Below are 17,986 nucleotides of genomic sequence, written 5' to 3' on the forward strand. Positions count from 1 at the left end.
CTTTATTTTAATAGTATTTTAATGCCAATAACGCCATTTAGGATAGCCTGCTGGAAAAAATAATTTAAGTATCCATAAAAAAGTATAGTTTGTCAACCTTAATACTTTGATAAATGTACCAAATTTTCCAAACCTTGTTACATTATTATATATATCAGTAGAAATGGTTTTTATTTCATTGTCATATTTTTTTAAAAGCAGTCTTGAATGATTATCAATAGGTAATAATAAAATAGTTTTCAATGTACCAATATAATATCCTGTTACTCTATGCAAAATATAGTAATAATTAGAATTTTTTTGATTTTCTTTAGTAAAGTGCGAAAGAATTCTGAAAATAGAAAAAATCATATCCATATTTTTTATTCTTGAAGCAGTACTAACACTTTGACCTTCTCTATCAAGACGATAAAAATAAATTGTATTATTGACGTATTCAATCGTTTTGGCATAAGCAAAAGGAAATAAGCTATACAATTGATCTGTATAAAACATATGAGCAGGTAATTTTAAATGAGATTTTTTTAAGATCTCAGTTTTATAAGTTAACGCCCACATACCAATCATACGTCTAACTCTTAATTGACTAATTTCTAATATTTCTTTTTCTGGAAAATCACTAGAATAGTCAATTTTTTCCATATCCGTTAGAGAACGACCTCTTAAAAAAGGTGTGACAACAACATCTGAATCGGTATATTTTAGATGCTCAATAAATGCTTCCAACTCATCTGTTTGAAACCAATCATCTCCATCAAGTAACTTAAAGTACTTAGCACTAGAATTTTCAATACTATAATTAACTGTCGTACCATATCCTCCATTTTCTTTATGGACTGGAATTACACTGTTTGGAAACTGCTCTTGATATTTTTTTGCAATTGAAAATGTGTTATCATTGCCTCCATCATCAATCACAAAAATCTCCAAATCATCAATAACTTTAGAAGTCACTAAACTCTCTAAGGTTGTTTTTATATAATTTTCAACATTATAAGCAGCTATGGAAATTGTTAAGATTTTTTTTGTCATTATTTATTCTTCCTATCCTTTGATTCTATTTTAAATTACTGATATCTATTATGATTTTTTAATACAAATAATTTCTATATCATGTCCTTTTTGTTCTATTAAATCAGGAATTATCATGTAGTCATCATATATTTGTTTTAAATAACAATCAGCTTTCTCAGGAGCATAAATATCAATACATTCAAACTTAATCAATTGTGGGGTTCCTAGAATATTTTTTAAAACAATTTCACGATTTCTGTAACGTCCAAGAATATTACCCACTAATGATGATTTTTCAAAGGAATATTTTTTAATAGTTTCATGTAATTTAGATAATATTTTTTCACTTGATAAAATTCTATTAATATTTGTTATCTTTGCTATTTTAAAAATAGTGTTTTCTAGCATACCTCTATCCCTTTCAATTAGCAGATTGATAACAGATAATTTTGCAAGCATACGAAGTAAGATAATTTTTTTTGAATGTAAAAATCTTTTTACAAATGTTTCAGGATAGCCATCAAGTGGAAAAATATCAATAAATACTCCTGTTTCAATATCACCTATTTTTATTTTAGTATTAGTATTAACTAATTGTAGAATATTTAAATTTAGAGGATTAGGCTTAATAATGATATGTTTCGATAATTTTTTCGGTGCTAGTTGAATAAATTTTTCATAATCCTCTCTTGGGATTCCTATATCAATATCATCATCCCATGGAATAAAACCAGAGTGCCTAACTGCCCCTAATAAAGTTCCTCCTAAAGCATAATATCTAATATTTAATTTTTTTGAAATCTCATGGAACTCTTTAAGCATTTCAAGTTCAATAGATTGTACTAATTTAATATTATTATTCATCCATTTACCTAAAAACTCTCTTTATATTTTCTTTTAAAGAATTTAGCCATCAAAAAACCATATGCTTTTTTAAAATAATTAACTTTTGAAGTGTAAATAACATTAACTTCTTTATAGGATATTTGATGATAATCCAGCCAAACATTAAATAAAATTTCACTAACACGACCAAATAAACGTTTTTCAAAGAAAGTCATATTGGTAGTATCGATGGTCAACATCAACTTCTCCAAAATGGAAAATAACCATGTTAAATAATTATCAATATGTTCTTTTTTCATGATAAACATATTAAACATATGGCCAGATTTTTGTTTCATTACTTTATCAAAAGAATTAAGATAGTTTGGAAAAAATTCACTAATCAATTGACGTGACAAATCTAAGTGCGTTTTATCAAATGTGTTAGAATAATGAGAATAAAGTGTCTCAATATAATAGTTTTGCTTTTTAGGCAAAATCATATCGTATTTAGATAGTAAATTATTAATATCCGAATGTGAAAGAATAATACTATTAATATCTGTATTATCAGAAAATTTTATTTTTTTCAATGTAAAATATCTTCTATAATGGACTAAACCTAAATAATCATAGTCTAAATTTTTCCAAGCCCAATATAATGCTGTAAGTTCTGAATAATAAGGGTTTAATTGAGAAACATTGTCTCCTGTATCGTCACCTTGATAACCTAAACTATCTTTGCCTTGTTTTCCAACGTGAATTGGAACATATAAGTCACTATCTTTAGGCATTGGATGTTTTTTATGCGTTGCTATAACTATTTTAACCTTATCCATTAGCACTCCTATTTAAATTCATTTACAACACACTGAAGAGCAGCAGCTATTACTTGATGCATATCATAATAACGATAGTGCCCTAATCTTCCACCAAAAATAACATTTTTTTGTTTAGATGCCAACTTTTTATAAGCCATAAATAAATGATTATTTTTTTCATCATTAATAGGATAATAAGGCTCGTCACCCTTTTTCCAAGTCTTAGAATACTCCTTAGTAATAATAGTTTTTTCCTGTGTTCCAAACTCAAAATGTTTGTGTTCAATAATTCTTGTATAGGGTGTTTCACTATCAGTATAATTAACTACCGCATTTCCTTGATAATTATCTAAATCTAAGACTTCAGACTCAAAATTTAAACTTCTATACTCTAAAGCACCATATTGATAATCAAAAAATTCATCTATCATTCCCGTAAAAACAATTTTTGGAAAATTACTTAAGTAAAAATTTTTTCTAGCAAAAAAATCAACATTTATTTCAACATCAATGTTTTCATGAGATAACATTTTCTCAATAATTTGTGTATACCCACCAATTGGAATTCCTTGATAAATATCATTAAAGTAGTTATTATCATAAGTGAACCTAACTGGTAATCTCCGTATAATGAAAGCTGGAAGATCCTCACAAGATTTTCCCCATTGCTTTTCAGTATAAGATTTAATTAATTTTTGGTATATATCAGTACCAACTAATGATATTGCTTGTTCTTCTAAATTTCTAGGAATTTTACCTTTAATACTGCTTCTTTGCTCATCAATTTTGGCTTTAGCTTCTTTTGGAGTTATAACACCCCACAGTTTATTAAAAGTATTCATATTGAAAGGAAGATTATAGATTTCACCTTTAAAATTAGCAATAGGTGCATTAGTATACCGATTAAAGGAAGCAAATTGATTAACATAATCCCATATTTTTTTATCAGATGTATGAAAAATATGAGCACCATATTGATGGACATTAATGTTTTCTATATTTTCTGTAAAAATATTCCCAGAAATATGATTTCTTTTTTCGATTACTTTAACTTTTTTACCTCTTAAAGCAGCTTCATAGGCAAAAACCGAACCAAATAATCCAGAACCAACAACTAAATAATCGTACTGTTTCATGAAATAAACTCCTATCTTAATTTTGACAATAATGACTTAGATAAATCAAAAGAAAATTCTTCTTTAAAAATTAAAAGACAAAGAACATAAACACTAAAGAAAATAATTGAACTAATAACTAGAATGAAAAAATTATCAACTGTTAAAAAGTTTTTTAAGAAAAAAGTTATTATCAAAGCAATAAGATTACTAATAATAATTTTGTTGATTTTAATTCTTTTAAAAATTGGAAAAATAAACGATTTTAAAAAGAATAACTGAACACAAACAACTGTCAGTTCAGCCAATGTACTAGCAATACCAGCTCCTGCTACTCCCCAAAGTGGAATGGTAAAAACATTTACAATAATATCAACAATAGCTCCGAAAATTGTAGAAATAACAACTAGATTTTCTCTGTTTGAGGGAACCAGAATTTGTATTCCCATAAGATTTGATAAACCAATCAAAAGAATGGTTGGCATGATAATTTGCATCACAAACACTGAAGGAAAAAATGATGGTCCTGCTAAAAAAATAATAATTTCTTTGGCAACAATAATGAAAAAACTCATTAATGGAAGTGAGATTAAGAGAATAAAATTTAAAGCTTTTTGCGTTAATTTATTAAATTTTTCTAGTTCACCCTTTTCATAAAAAAATGATAATCGAGGTAATAAAACAACACCTAAAGAGGTTACAATACTAACCAAGATCTGTTTAACTTTAACAGCAGCTGAATAATAGCCTACTGCTTCATCATTTCTCATAAAACCAAGTAAAGTTGTATTAACATTTAAGTAGATAGTAGTAGAAACAGTTAACAAAAAAAATGTGAAAATTGGTTTAATATGATGTTTAAAGGCTAAATTTTTCATAGGCTTTAACTTTATTAATTTTCTTAAATTAATAAAGTTCATTAAATTAGAACCAACACCTGCAAAAACTGTAATTGCCCCATATAAAATATAATCTTCAGGATTTTTGATAAATAGAAATAATAATATTAGCGATAGTAATTTGAAAATAACTGATCGAATTGTAATGTAGGTATATTTTTCTAATGCTTTGTACAGCCAATCAACACCAAGGACATTAAATAATAATGTTGAAGACATAATTAAATATAATAATTTTTCGTCTCTAAGCCTCTCAACTGATAAGACTGTAATTGCCAATGCAACTATCGCAAAAAACATAACAGACATATTAATAATAACTATTTCTTGGACAATTTTTTCAAGTTTTTCTTTATCATCTCTTACTTTTGCAGATGCTCTAATACCATATGTAGGAATTCCAAGCATTCCAATCATACTAAAATAAGAAATAATTGACATTGCAAAGGACACAGTTCCTACACCACTAGCCATCAATACTCTAGAAGCATAAGGAAAAGTTAATAACGGGAATATAAAATTTGAAATAGTCAGTATAAAATTCATAAGAAAATTAAATCTAACTGATTTATACTTATTCATTTTACCTCCACATAATATTTCTTTATTAAATAGTAAAGATCATTTACTTCCTTTTTTTCTCAAAACAACATCAAAAGTTTTTAGAAAAATCTTTAAATCTAGCCATATTGACCAATTATTGATATATGTCATATCTAATTTAACAACTTCTTCAAAATTCTTTATATCACTACGACCATTAACTTGCCACATTCCGGTAATCCCTGGTTTTACAAGTAATCGTTTAAAATGATGAAGATCATATTTCTGATATTCCTCAATTGTTGGTGGTCTAGTTCCAACAATTGACATATCACCTCGAAGAACATTGATAAATTGTGGCAACTCATCAATTGACCATATTCTTAACTTGTGACCGAAAGGGAAAATTCTTGGATCATTTTCTAATTTAAACATTAAATCAGTTTTTAACTCATTTTTTCTTAACAGCTCACTTTTATGTTTCTCAGCATCAAGATACATACTTCTGAACTTATACATTTCAAAAATTTCACCATTTTTTCCAACTCGTTTTTGTTTAAATAAAAGAGGACCCTTAGACTGGCTTTGAACAATTGGGTAAATAATGATAGCGACAATAAAAGTTAAAAACAGGCCAAATATAGAAATAATGATATCAAAAAACCTCTTTAGAAGTAACATTCTAAAATCAACATAATTTAAGGCAGATGTCACTACAATATCTTCACCAAGACTATCAACAATAATACTTGAAAAATCATTTTCTAAACGGTTAGTCATTATCATAGATACTGGAATTCCAATTTCACAAAAATAATTGTACTCCGACATGAAATAATCTCTAGCTTCAAAATCAACAATCACTTCATGAATAACATTATGAGCAAGAAACTGATTTAATTTAACGTTTTCTTTAATAGAATTATGATTATTTTTTGAAACTTTCTCTTTAGTTGACATATACCCTAATACTTTATAGCCATGTTGTATTAAATATTCACTTGGGATATGGTTTTTATTTTTATTAATTAGTAAAATAACATTCTTTTTTTCAGATATAGATTTTTTTTCAATGTAACTAGCAATTTCTCTAAAAAATAAATTAATGAGCCATAGAATAATAATTTTTAATATTAAATGATCAACACGAATAGTATAAAAATAATCTTTTGTAAAATAATAACTTAAAAATGATATTAAAAGAAAGCACATATTTGTTATAAAGGAAATTTCAAAAGAAATTTTTATTTTTTTTATACCATTTAAAGTGTGATAATTATAAAATGATTTATTATTAAATAGTAACCAAAGCCCCGACAATGTAACTGTTATTACAAAAATAAGTTTATTATTAAATGGAATATCAATATTAGCAAATAAAATGATAAAGAAAGAAAAATATAAAGAACTGAAATCACCTATTAAATAGAATAAATTTTTCTTTGATGATTCGCTATACATTTTACCGCTCCTTTATGTTCTATTTTTTCTTTTTTTTTCAACTTTATTTTCGTTAGAGCCATAATTTCCATACGTACCATAACTGCCATAGGCACCATATTGCTCATGAGAAAAATCAACTTTATTTAAGATAATTCCTAAAAATTGTGCACCACTTTGTTCCATTTGTTCTTTTGCTTTTTGAATAAAGCGTCTTTTGACTGTGCCAGCTTCTGTTACAATGATACTGGCATCAGATTTTTGAGCAATAATAGCAGCATCAATAACAAGGCCTATCGGTGGTGAGTCAATAATAATATAATCATATACAGAACGAGACAATTCCATTAATTGTGAGAAATTTTTATTTTGTAATAAACTAGTTGGATTGGGTGGAACTTGTCCAGCAGTAATAACCATAAGATTTTCCACGTTAGTATCACAAATTATTTCTGACAACTCACAATGACCGGATAAATAGTTTGTCAAGCCACGTATTTTAGACTTTGCCTTAAATGTCCCTGACATGACAGAATTTCTTGTATCTGCATCAATTAAAAGCGTTTTATAGCCTGAGCGAGCCATTGATATAGCTAAATTAACAGAAGTCGTACTTTTTCCTTCGTTAGGTTGAACAGAAGTGATAACAAGCGTTTTAATATCATTCCCACTAAACTGAATGTTTGTACGAATAGAATTATAGTATTCTTCTGTTTTCTTAATCAACAATGCTTTTTGTCTTACTAATTCTAACTGTGCCATGTTCTACTCCTATTTCAACTTATCTACCGAAGGAATAACTCCAAGAAGTGTCATTCCGAGAACTTCTTCAATATCTTCTGGGCGTTTCACTCGATCATCAAGCAGTTCAATGGCTAAAATAATCATTATTGCTAAGAAACCACCAGCTAAAAATGCCATCATGGTATTACGTTTGACTTTCGGAGATGATGGTGTGCTTGAAGGTTTAGCTACTTCTAATACTGTTACATCCTCAACTTTAGTAACTTCTTTAATTTTTTGAGCTGCTACTTCACGAATAGAATTGGCTAAATTGCTAGCCTCTTGGGGGTTCTCATCGCTAGCCGAAATAGAAATAATACGAGTATTATTTGGTATATTAATTGAAATCTTCTTAGATAATACTCCTTCTGAATAGCCTAAGTTTTCTTTTTCAACCACATCAGAAAGGACACTATTTGACACAATTATTTCTCTATAGTCTTTTACAAGATAATCTCCAGCCTGTAAGTCTTGTGTTGTGATACTTGCATCAGATTTTTGATTAACAACATAAATACGTGTTGTTGATGTATAAGTGGGTTTAATCAAGAAGATATTAACCACTAACATAATCGTTGCTAATAGTGATGCCACCAGTAAAATTAAAAATTTTCTACTCCAAATTTTTCTAATCAGAAATAAAATATCGATTTCAATCTGACCATTATCTTTCTTTTCCATTTTTCCTCCTAAATATAATTATCTACTAGTAATGTCTCTGGATTGATAATAAATAAGTCATCAGCCTTATCTTTACCAAAATCCTTATTAATCTGGGCATAAGCCTCTTTCATGTAAGGTGGCCGTATATTAGTGTTGTGCATATCACTTGCGACACAGTGAACCAAGTCTTTTTCTAAGAAGAATTTGGCTCTTTTCTTATGAATTTTATACTTGTCACCAAATAACCTGGGCTTCAAAACATTTGAACTATTAATTTGTGTATAACAGCCCATATTGATAATCTCAGTTACTCTTTTTTCATCAAATTCAAGAGCATTATAGCGTTCAATATGTGCCACTAGAGGTGTTATCCCCAACATTAGAACATTGGTTAATGCCGAGTGAATCTCTGTCCAAGGCGTTGCTGAGCTAAATTCAATCAGAGCAAAACGTGAATTGTTTAATGTTGGAACTCTTTTTTCCTCCAAACCTTTTTGAATATCAGATGAATAATAAAGTTCACCGCCGTAGTAGAGTTCTAAATTAGGAAGAATTTTTTTCATCGTTTCTTTAACAATCTGAAAATTTCTAAAAATTTTTTCTTCAGATGTTTCAAACATTCCTTTTCTACGGTGAGATGTTGCGACAATTTTTCTGACACCTTGTGAGTAAGCCATTTTTAAAAGTGAAATACTCTCATCAAGTGTTGAGGGGCCATCATCGACATCAAAAATGATGTGTGAATGAACATCAATCATTTATCTTCCCTCCATTGTGTCTTTTATGGCTATTTTAGCATTTTCCAAACTATTATCATCAAGCGTTAACATATATAAACTCGCTGAAGGCATTGCATATGATGGCAATTCACCAGTTGAGCCTCTACCATCAACTAATTGTGATAAAATCTTGTATTTTCCACCAGTACTTAGCTGATCATTTGCCAATGCCAGCATGGTTGAAAGCGGCATATCTGTTTGTACTGAGTCACTAATTCCATTGATGATATCATTGTAGTTAGAAATAGCATTAACAGAAGTTAGTTTATCAATAATTGCAGCGATAACCTTGGTTTGATTTCTACCTCTATCTTTATCACCATTAGCTAATGAATAACGTTCTCTAACAAAAGCAAAAGCTAATTCCGAATTCATTTGAATTTTACCAATTGGAAAATCATAGCCTCCAATATGACTTGTAAAAGCTTGGTCGTTTTCTACTTCAATCCCACCAAGAAGGTCGATCAATTTAAGAAAAGAAGTGAAATTTATCCTAGCATAGTAATCAATCTTAATATCATAAAGATTTTCAAGAGTATGAATTGATGCCTCAACACCATAAATACCAGCATGGGTTAGCTTATCATATTGATTATTCCCACCATCAGGTATTTGCACATAAGCATCTCTAGGTGTTGTAGTAAGTAATACTTTATTGGTTTTTCTATTTACCGTCATAATGATATTAACATCAGAACGTGATACCGAAGAAATAGAACCGTAAGTGTCAATGCCACTAATATAAATGTTAAAGGCATCAACATTTGTATTAAGTGCTTGTGGTTTTTCTAATTTTTTTACAATTTTATATGTGTAAATCGTTTTGAGATTATCATAGTAATTATCATGCTTTATTTCAAGTAAACTATTATAAGCTGTACTCATCACCATTGCAGAATGTTCACCTGCCATAAGCTTTTCATAAGCTGTTTCATAAGAATCAACTGTATCAACTAAGAGTTTTTTATTTTTTTCAATCTCAATATTTTCAATTAAAGCTTCAATATTTGATTGGTCATTATCAAGTGGTGCCATGATATTTTCTAGTTGTGAAACATCAGTAATATCACTATCTTTTGGAACAACAACACTCATCTCTATCTCTGAGTAGCTTGCTGTCTTATTTAATTTACTAGAAATATCAATAGTTGAATGAGTAGTATAAAGTCCAATAATTGAAGTAATGTTCAAAAACAATAAGAATAATAATGTAAAAATTTTCGTTTTATTTTTGATAATTAAAAAGAGGCTAATTATAAAAAATAAAATCAGACTCACAACAACTAAAATATTGATATATCGTACATTTAAAAAACCATACTTAAACAAATTAAAAAGAAATAGCCCACTTACCAAAAAATAAATGGCTAGTAAAATACTATTAACTACTTGTAAAAAATCTAATTTTTTAGGAGATGATTGTTTAGTTCTTCTAGAACTATAAGACATTTTTTCTACCTCGTCTATACGAAATTTTCCTTTTTATTGTAGCATAAATACAGTTTATTTGCAATTTAATTTCATATATCAAGTTTTCACTATTAATATTACAATGATGTTTATTTTCTAAATTGTGATAAAATAGAATTATGAGAATACAACAACTACACTATATTATAAAAATTGTTGAAACAGGTAGTATGAATGAGGCTGCAAAGCAACTCTATATTACTCAACCTAGTTTATCAAATGCTGTTAGAGATTTAGAAAAAGAAATGGGAATTACTATTTTTATTAGACATTCAAAAGGAATTCGTCTAACCAAAGATGGTGTTGAATTTCTTTCCTATGCTAGACAGATTATCGAGCAGACAGCACTACTTGAAGAACGCTATAAATCACCAAACAATAATCGTGAGCTTTTTAGTGTGTCTTCACAGCACTATGCTTTTGTTGTCAATGCTTTTGTTTCTCTATTAAAGAAAACTGATATGACACGTTATGAGCTCTTTCTTAGAGAGACAAGAACTTGGGAAATCATTGATGATGTTAAAAACTTTCGTAGTGAAATTGGTGTTTTGTTTTTAAATAAGTATAACCAAGACGTCTTAACCAAAATGTTTGAGGACAATCATTTGACTGCTACTAGTCTTTTTAAAACGCAACCACATGTTTTTATTAGTAAGACACACCCTCTAGCAAAAAAAACACTATTGAGTTTAAAAGATTTAGAAGACTCTCCTTATTTCAGTTATGATCAAGGTCTCCATAATTCTTTTTATTTTTCTGAGGAAATCATGTCACAATTAACTCATAAAAAATCTATTGTGGTTAGTGATCGTGCAACCCTATTTAACCTATTAATTGGTTTAGATGGCTACACTATTGCTACCGGTATTTTAAATAGCAATTTAAACGGAGATAATATTATCTCTATTCCTTTGAATGTTGAAGATGAGATAAATGTTGTTTATATCACGCACCAAAAAGCCCTACTATCAAAAATGGGGGAGCGCTTCATTAATTATCTCACTGAAGAAGTGAAATTTAACTAAATAAAAAGCAGTACTTGTATACTGCTTTTTATTATCCATTTTTTTTAATAAAATGATTCATTTGGTCAAAGTAAAATTCTTTTCTGTTATATTCTAGTCCTGTATATTCAGCAAGATCAATTATTTTTTCAAGAAAAAGCTTTGAAGAAAAACCAGTCGTTTGATATAATTCATTTTCATCAAAAGCTCTTATCAAATGTGATAAGGGATTTCTAACAGATTTTTCTAACTGTCTCAACTGCTTCACTGTTTCTTTAATATTATCAGGTGTATTAGAAATTAAAATTAAATCAACCAAACTCCTTGATGTGACACGAGAATCTCGTTTTCTTGAGATAAATTCTTGAATTGTTTCATGCTTAGCATTCTTCATTTTTTCAAATTTCCAAGTATCATAGCGATCTGATCTAGAATTTTCAACATAATCAAACAAATCAGGAATTTCTTTTAATAAAACACGAATAAACAAACGATAAAGAATAGGGCTGACACTTCTAACAAAATCAATAATACGTCCATTTTTTATCTTTGCTTCTAAGTCTAAAATGTAATTAAGAATGGTCTCTTCAGTTTTTGAAAAATGAATAAGATTTAAACCATAATTTTTCTTAATTATCTTATTTTTATTTTGGTTTTTGTAAAGAAAATCAACATTTAATTCTCTTCGTTCTTTAAGTGTTTCTATAATGTAAAGACAATCACTAGAAAGCCCACCAATTAGATTAGCCATTTTAAAAGCGTTTTGGTAATCATAAACGTCTAATAGCAAATGAAGACCTTTTTCAAATTTATTCATATTATTCACTAATAAGGGTTTCAAGACCAACCGCCATCATATCAGTAAAGGTTGTCTCACGTTCTTTTGCTGTTGTATCTTCTTCAGGATTAGTCAAATTATCTGAAATCGTCATAATTCCCAAAGCCTCAACTTGATGTTTCGCAGCAAGGTAGTATAAAGCAGCTGCTTCCATTTCAACGGCTTTTATACCCATGCTACCAAGTTTAATGATTTTATCAAAGAAATCAGAATAAAAAAGATCAGCTGATAAAACACTTCCCACATGAGTGGTTATTCCCAATTCCTTAGCAATATGATAAGCCTTATCTAACAATTTAAAGCTTGCAATTTGTGGAAAATCAAATTCTGGCCAATCATTTCTAATAATGGCTGAAGTTGTTGCTGCTGCCTGTGCTAATACCAGTTCGCGAACATGAACATCTTTAGACGTTGAACCTGCTGTACCAACACGAATCAATCGTTTAACACCATATTGAGTGATTAATTCATGGCCATAGATAGAAATAGAGGGCATTCCCATTCCTGTTCCCATCACACTTACACGATGCCCTTTGTAAAGTCCAGTATAGCCTAACATTCCTCTTACATCATTAAAAAGAACTGGATTTTCTAAAAAGTTTTCGGCGATAAATTTAGCACGTAAAGGATCTCCCGGTAAAAGAATTTTATCTGCTATTTCGCCAGCTTTTGCTGAAATGTGAATTGACATGTTTTCTCCTTATAAATCGACTAGTATTGATTTGATTAGATTCTTAAATTGATTTTTAATTCTTGAGGTAACCTCTACTACCTCATCATGATTTAGTTCTGATTGGAATCCTGCTGCATAATTAGTAATAGCAGAAATGCCTAAAACTTTTAATCCTGAATGTGTAGCGACAATAACTTCTGGAACAGTAGACATACCAACAGCATGAGCTCCCATAAGTTGGTAAGCTTTAATCTCAGCAGGTGTTTCATAAGTTGGGCCAGACACTCCTAAATAGACACCATTTTCAAGAGTCATTCCAAGGTTTTTTGCAACTTTGTGAGCAACTTCCCTGTAGGCTTTAGTATAGGCATCTGACATGTCTGGAAAGCGAGGTCCAAATTCTTCTAAATTAGAACCAATCAATGGGTTTACACCAGTCATGTTAATATGATCTGTGATAGCCATCAGTGTTCCTGGTCCATAACCAATTCCACCAGCAGCATTGGTCACAATAACACCTTGACAGCCAAGTGCTTTCATAATCCTAACGGGAAAAGTCACTGTTTCAAGAGAATTTCCCTCATAAAAATGGAAACGTCCTTGTAAAGCTAAAACATAACGTCCAGATAGTTTTCCATATACCAGTTTTCCAGCATGACCAACTACAGTAGATTGTCCCCAGTTAGGGATATCAGTGTAATCAATAACAATTCCTTCTTCGATATCATCTGCCAAATCACCAAGACCTGAACCCAAAATTAAACCGAATTCTGGTTTTGTCATGCCTTTTGTCTTTAAAAAGGCGGTTGTTTCCTTAATTCTATCTAATAACATTTCTTCTCCTTTGTTATTGTTTTAACAAGACGTTTTAATGTCAATCTACTTTAATTTACTTAAAAAACTCTCGCCAATCATCCCTTTTGAAACATCAAAATTCTCAGCAATAGTTGCTGAAATATCAGCAAAATGGCCTAAAGGAATAACTCCTCCACCTGTAAAGCTCTTACTAAACATTAAAAGCGGAATGTACTCACGTGTGTGATCTGTCCCAACAAAAGTTGGATCATTTCCATGGTCCGCAGTAATCATCAATAAATCATTTTCTTTCATATTATCCATGATTTCTGGTAAACGGCTATCAAAAAGTTCTAAACAATCACGGTAACCTTCTGGATTACGGCGATGACCATATTGAGCGTCAAAATCAACTAGGTTAGTAAATGATAAACCTGTTTTGAACTCTTCAAGATTAAGGGTTTTAATGAGGGTATCAACACCATGTGAATCAGATTGGTTATGGCCCATATCATTAGAAATTCCAGATCCATTAAAGATATCATTAATTTTTCCGATAGCATATGTTGGAATTCCTCCATCATGTAAATGGTTTAAAACGGTATCAGAAAATGGTGATGTGGCATAGTCATGACGATTAGCAGTTCTAGTAAAGTTCCCTGGTTCACCTACATAAGGTCTTGCAATAATACGACCTAAAAGTGATGGCCGCTCTAGTGTGATAGACCGAGCAAATTCACAAATCCTATACAACTCTTCAATCGGAATAATATCTTCATGGGCAGCAATTTGAAGAACTGGATCTGCTGATGTATAAACAATTAACTCACCTGTATTCATTTGGCGTTCACCAAAATCAGCAATAACTTGAGTACCAGAGTATGGTTTATTGGCTTCTCTGATTACTTTTCTACCTGAAAATTCTTCAATTTTTTCAAGAATTTCTTCTGGAAAACCATTTGGAAAAACATCAAATGGCTCGGTGATTTTAAGTCCCATTATTTCCCAATGACCAGTTAGTGTATCTTTTCCAAGTGATACTTCTTCAAGTTTAGTCACATAACCACTTGGATTATGTTCTTTTGCTACTGTTTTAAGGGGGAATTCCCTGGGAATATTTCCCAGTCCAATTTTTTGCATATTTGGAACCTCTAAACCAACTTGTTCAGAAATATGACCTAATGTATCAGATGCTGTATCTGGAATATCAACATTGAAAAATTGGTCAGCATCTGGAGCAGAACCAATACCTACTGAGTCAAGAACGATTAAATGTATGCGATCAAATTTTGTCATTTACTTCTCCTTATTTCTTTTTATCAATGATTGAAACACCATTTGATGACCCAACAATCACAGTATCAACCATATTGTTGAAAAGACCATGTTCGACCACACCAACAGTTTCATCCAATAATTTTGCTAATTTTTTAGGCTCATGAATGATATCAAAATGTAAGTCTATAATATGATGTTTCATATCAGTTACTAACAAATCACCTTTATCGTCATATCGATAGCTAGGTTTAAAACCTTGTTTTTCAAAATGACGAAAGAGTTGCTTAAATCCGTAAGGAATAACTTCTACTGGAACCTTAAAAGAACCAAGTTTTCTTGATAATTTAGAGTCATCAACAATCCAAATGTAATGTTTGGTATAACTTGCAACAATTTTTTCCATTAAAAGTGCTGCACCACCACCTTTAATTCCGTTTAAATCATCATCAATTTCATCAGCACCATCAACTGTAACATCAACATGAGTAACTTCATCAATTGATTTCAAAGGAATACCTAATGCTTTTGCTTGAATTGTGGTATCGTGAGATGTCGTCACCCCAACAATATCAAGATTTTCTTCTTTGACACGACGACCAAGTTCTTCAACAAAAAAAGCTGCTGTTGATCCTGTCCCAAGACCAACAATCATTCCATCTGAAACAAATTCAGCCGCTTTAATTCCAACTAATTGTTTTAAATTTTCCATTATGACTCCTAGATAGTTTTATCAATAATAATTATATCATATTTCATACTATTTTCGTATAAAGGTTGTAGATACTCTTCAAGAGAATTGCTTTTTCTTCATGTAAATTGATGAATAGTTAACTTTTTTTCAGTTTTTTTACTTACATGTTATAATGTAATTAAGGACATTTGTCCTGAAAATTTGTTAAACAAATGAAAAGATTGAGGTTTTTATGATTACAAAAGAATTTGATACCATTGCCGCTATTTCAACACCTCTTGGAGAGGGAGCTATTGGTATCGTTCGCCTTTCAGGAACAGATGCCATTTCAATTGCAAATCGTCTATTTAAAGAAAAAGATTTAAATAAAGTTGACTCTCACACCCTAAATTATGGCCATATCGTTGACCCTGATAATAATGAAGTACTTGATGAGGTGATGATTGGTGTAATGAAAGCACCAAAAACTTTTACCAAAGAAGATGTCATCGAAATTAATACACACGGTGGAATAGCAGTTACCAATGAAATATTACAACTCGTTTTGCGTCAAGGAGCACGCATGGCAGAGCCTGGTGAATTTACTAAACGTGCCTTTTTAAATGGGAGAGTTGACTTAACTCAAGCTGAAGCTGTAATGGACCTTATTCGCGCTAAAACAGATAAAGCCATGTCTATAGCCGTTAATCAATTAGATGGTTCTTTGTCTACTTTAATTAACAATACCAGACAAGAAATACTAAATACTCTTGCTCAAGTAGAAGTTAATATCGACTACCCTGAATATGACGATGTTGAAGAGATAACAACTGCACTCATCAAAGAAAAAACACAATCGTTTGAACGTTTGCTAAGTAATCTTTTAAAGACTGCAAAACGTGGCAAAATTCTAAGAGAAGGATTATCAACAGCAATTATTGGTCGACCAAACGTTGGGAAATCAAGTCTTCTTAATACGCTCCTCAAAGAAGATAAGGCGATTGTCACTGATATAGAAGGAACCACGCGAGATGTTATCGAAGAATATATCAATATTAATGGCGTGCCACTTAAACTCATTGACACTGCTGGTATTCGTGAAACTGATGATGTTGTTGAGAAAATTGGTGTTGAGCGTTCTAAAAAGGCTCTTGAAGAAGCTGATTTGGTACTTCTAGTGTTAAATAGTTCAGAAAAACTCACCATGCAAGATAAGGAATTACTTGCAATCAGTCAAAACAGTAATCGTATTATCCTTCTCAACAAAACTGATTTACCACAAGCAATTGAGGTAGAGGAACTTCCAGAAGATAGTATCAAAATATCTGTTTTAGAACATACCAATATTGATAAAATCGAAGAAAAGATAAATGCTATTTTCTTTGATAATGCAGGTATTGTTGAAAAAGATGCGACCTATCTCTCTAATTCTCGTCATATATCTCTTATTGAAAAGGCTATTGAGAGTTTGAAGGCAGTTAACGATGGACTTGAACTACAAATGCCTGTTGATTTGCTTCAAATTGACTTGACAAAAACTTGGGAAATTCTTGGCGAAATTACTGGAGATGCAGCTCCTGATGAGCTAATAACACAGCTCTTTAGTAATTTTTGTTTAGGAAAATAATTTGTCATTAATTAAATCTAACACCTCTTTCTAAATAATCTTCTAAGTTTCAAAAATCACATATAAAATCAATATTAAACACAAAACACCCTAAGAATAAGGATTGCTTTCCTTAACTCTCAGGGTGTTTTCTTGTATAATGACTTCTTCAAATTACCTATCTAATTAAAATGAATAAAAATATTACTCTTTTTTCTTATTTTTTTTAGACGTAATCAACAATGTCATACTCAATAGTATCGATAATAGTGCTTGAGGTAAAAATACTTTATCTGATTCACCAGTGTTAGGCAACATTTTCTTATAATGAATATTCTCCTTAACACTTTCATTAACTTTCGGTGCATTTATAATTTTTTTGTAGATATGGATTGTATTACCTTTAGCATCTGTTGTCTGTAATTGCCCTTGTTTTCCTATTGTTTCAGCAACTTCTCCAGTTGGGGTGACGATTTCTACCGTTGGAGTATAACTTGTTTCAACTACCGTACCATTCTTATCTTTTGCTTGAATCTTAACAGCATCTGGTTCTCCTACAAAATCTAAGCTTGGTTGGAAAGTAATCAAACCAGTAGCTGGATCAATACTGTAAGTACCAACCTCTTGACCATCTTTCATAGCTGAAACTGTTGTTGCTGGTTGATTATTGACATCCAATAAGGTAATGGTCGCTAAGTCAATAGGGGCTGTGACATCACCTTCTGTGAACAACTCTTTAGCATCTATTGTCTGTGATTGTCCTTGTTTTC

At 30.5% G+C, this 17,986-nt stretch carries 18 protein-coding genes; 2 read left to right on the forward strand and 16 right to left on the reverse strand.

What is annotated here, in order from left to right; genetic code table 11:
- Nucleotides 1–18 precede the first annotated feature (18 nt).
- Genes A3I1_RS0102625 through cpsA form a run of 10 tightly spaced genes read right to left on the reverse strand, consistent with a single transcriptional unit; the run spans nucleotide 19 to nucleotide 10,331 of the window.
- On the reverse strand, nucleotides 19–1,032 hold the full coding sequence (locus A3I1_RS0102625) for a glycosyltransferase family 2 protein (protein WP_018369776.1): 1,014 nt from the start codon (nucleotides 1,030–1,032) through the stop codon (nucleotides 19–21).
- A gap of 48 nt (nucleotides 1,033–1,080) precedes the next feature.
- Nucleotides 1,081–1,878 (reverse strand): LicD family protein, encoded by a 798-nt coding sequence (locus A3I1_RS0102630; RefSeq protein ID WP_018369777.1) that lies wholly within the window; start codon nucleotides 1,876–1,878, stop codon nucleotides 1,081–1,083.
- Nucleotides 1,879–1,886: 8 nt separating this feature from the next.
- Entirely contained in the window at nucleotides 1,887–2,678 is a 792-nt protein-coding gene (locus A3I1_RS0102635) for a DUF4422 domain-containing protein (protein WP_018369778.1), read from the reverse strand.
- Nucleotides 2,679–2,686: 8 nt separating this feature from the next.
- Nucleotides 2,687–3,796, reverse strand: a complete 1,110-nt coding sequence (gene glf, locus A3I1_RS0102640; protein WP_018369779.1) for a UDP-galactopyranose mutase — start codon at nucleotides 3,794–3,796, stop codon at nucleotides 2,687–2,689.
- Between the two features lie 11 nt (nucleotides 3,797–3,807).
- Nucleotides 3,808–5,256, reverse strand: coding sequence for a flippase (locus A3I1_RS0102645; RefSeq protein ID WP_018369780.1), 1,449 nt, complete (start codon nucleotides 5,254–5,256; stop codon nucleotides 3,808–3,810).
- 39 nt (nucleotides 5,257–5,295) lie between these two features.
- Nucleotides 5,296–6,678, reverse strand: a complete 1,383-nt coding sequence (locus A3I1_RS08345; RefSeq protein ID WP_018369781.1) for a sugar transferase — start codon at nucleotides 6,676–6,678, stop codon at nucleotides 5,296–5,298.
- A 12-nt stretch (nucleotides 6,679–6,690) separates the two neighbouring features.
- On the reverse strand, nucleotides 6,691–7,419 hold the full coding sequence (locus tag A3I1_RS0102655; protein ID WP_018369782.1) for a tyrosine-protein kinase: 729 nt from the start codon (nucleotides 7,417–7,419) through the stop codon (nucleotides 6,691–6,693).
- 9 nt (nucleotides 7,420–7,428) lie between these two features.
- Complete coding sequence (locus tag A3I1_RS0102660) at nucleotides 7,429–8,121, reverse strand: Wzz/FepE/Etk N-terminal domain-containing protein (RefSeq protein WP_018369783.1); 693 nt, start codon at nucleotides 8,119–8,121, stop codon at nucleotides 7,429–7,431.
- Between the two features lie 8 nt (nucleotides 8,122–8,129).
- A complete protein-coding gene (gene cps4B / locus A3I1_RS0102665; protein ID WP_018369784.1) occupies nucleotides 8,130–8,861 on the reverse strand; it encodes a capsular polysaccharide biosynthesis protein Cps4B in 732 nt (243 codons plus the stop codon).
- The gene (gene cpsA / locus A3I1_RS0102670) at nucleotides 8,862–10,331 is read right to left on the reverse strand and encodes an LCP family glycopolymer transferase CpsA (RefSeq protein ID WP_018369785.1); all 1,470 of its coding nucleotides are present in this window, start codon (nucleotides 10,329–10,331) and stop codon (nucleotides 8,862–8,864) included.
- A 140-nt stretch (nucleotides 10,332–10,471) separates the two neighbouring features.
- On the opposite strand from cpsA, the gene A3I1_RS0102675 reads away from it, so the two are divergent.
- Nucleotides 10,472–11,377 carry a LysR family transcriptional regulator gene (locus A3I1_RS0102675; protein WP_018369786.1) on the forward strand — a complete coding sequence of 302 codons (906 nt, stop codon included), beginning with the start codon at nucleotides 10,472–10,474 and terminating at the stop codon, nucleotides 11,375–11,377.
- A 31-nt stretch (nucleotides 11,378–11,408) separates the two neighbouring features.
- Here A3I1_RS0102675 and A3I1_RS0102680 read toward each other — a convergent pair whose 3' ends face one another.
- Genes A3I1_RS0102680 through rpiA form a run of 5 tightly spaced genes read right to left on the reverse strand, consistent with a single transcriptional unit; the run spans nucleotide 11,409 to nucleotide 15,649 of the window.
- Nucleotides 11,409–12,173 carry a hypothetical protein gene (locus A3I1_RS0102680; RefSeq protein WP_018369787.1) on the reverse strand — a complete coding sequence of 255 codons (765 nt, stop codon included), beginning with the start codon at nucleotides 12,171–12,173 and terminating at the stop codon, nucleotides 11,409–11,411.
- Nucleotide 12,174: 1 nt separating this feature from the next.
- The gene (deoD, locus tag A3I1_RS0102685) at nucleotides 12,175–12,885 is read right to left on the reverse strand and encodes a purine-nucleoside phosphorylase (RefSeq protein ID WP_018369788.1); all 711 of its coding nucleotides are present in this window, start codon (nucleotides 12,883–12,885) and stop codon (nucleotides 12,175–12,177) included.
- A gap of 9 nt (nucleotides 12,886–12,894) precedes the next feature.
- Nucleotides 12,895–13,701, reverse strand: a complete 807-nt coding sequence (locus tag A3I1_RS0102690; RefSeq protein ID WP_018369789.1) for a purine-nucleoside phosphorylase — start codon at nucleotides 13,699–13,701, stop codon at nucleotides 12,895–12,897.
- Nucleotides 13,702–13,746: 45 nt separating this feature from the next.
- Nucleotides 13,747–14,958: a phosphopentomutase gene (locus tag A3I1_RS0102695; protein WP_018369790.1), complete on the reverse strand. Its 1,212-nt coding sequence runs from the start codon at nucleotides 14,956–14,958 to the stop codon at nucleotides 13,747–13,749.
- Between the two features lie 10 nt (nucleotides 14,959–14,968).
- Nucleotides 14,969–15,649 carry a ribose-5-phosphate isomerase RpiA gene (gene rpiA, locus A3I1_RS0102700; RefSeq protein ID WP_018369791.1) on the reverse strand — a complete coding sequence of 227 codons (681 nt, stop codon included), beginning with the start codon at nucleotides 15,647–15,649 and terminating at the stop codon, nucleotides 14,969–14,971.
- A gap of 214 nt (nucleotides 15,650–15,863) precedes the next feature.
- On the opposite strand from rpiA, the gene mnmE reads away from it, so the two are divergent.
- Complete coding sequence (mnmE, locus tag A3I1_RS0102705; protein ID WP_018369792.1) at nucleotides 15,864–17,237, forward strand: tRNA uridine-5-carboxymethylaminomethyl(34) synthesis GTPase MnmE; 1,374 nt, start codon at nucleotides 15,864–15,866, stop codon at nucleotides 17,235–17,237.
- Between the two features lie 183 nt (nucleotides 17,238–17,420).
- Here the strand turns inward: mnmE and A3I1_RS0102710 are convergent.
- Nucleotides 17,421–17,986 (reverse strand): LPXTG cell wall anchor domain-containing protein (locus A3I1_RS0102710; RefSeq protein WP_026216740.1); only part of this gene is annotated, 566 nt, incomplete at its 5' end.

The organism is Streptococcus marimammalium DSM 18627, from assembly GCF_000380045.1.
In the GTDB taxonomy this organism is placed as follows: domain Bacteria; phylum Bacillota; class Bacilli; order Lactobacillales; family Streptococcaceae; genus Streptococcus; species Streptococcus marimammalium.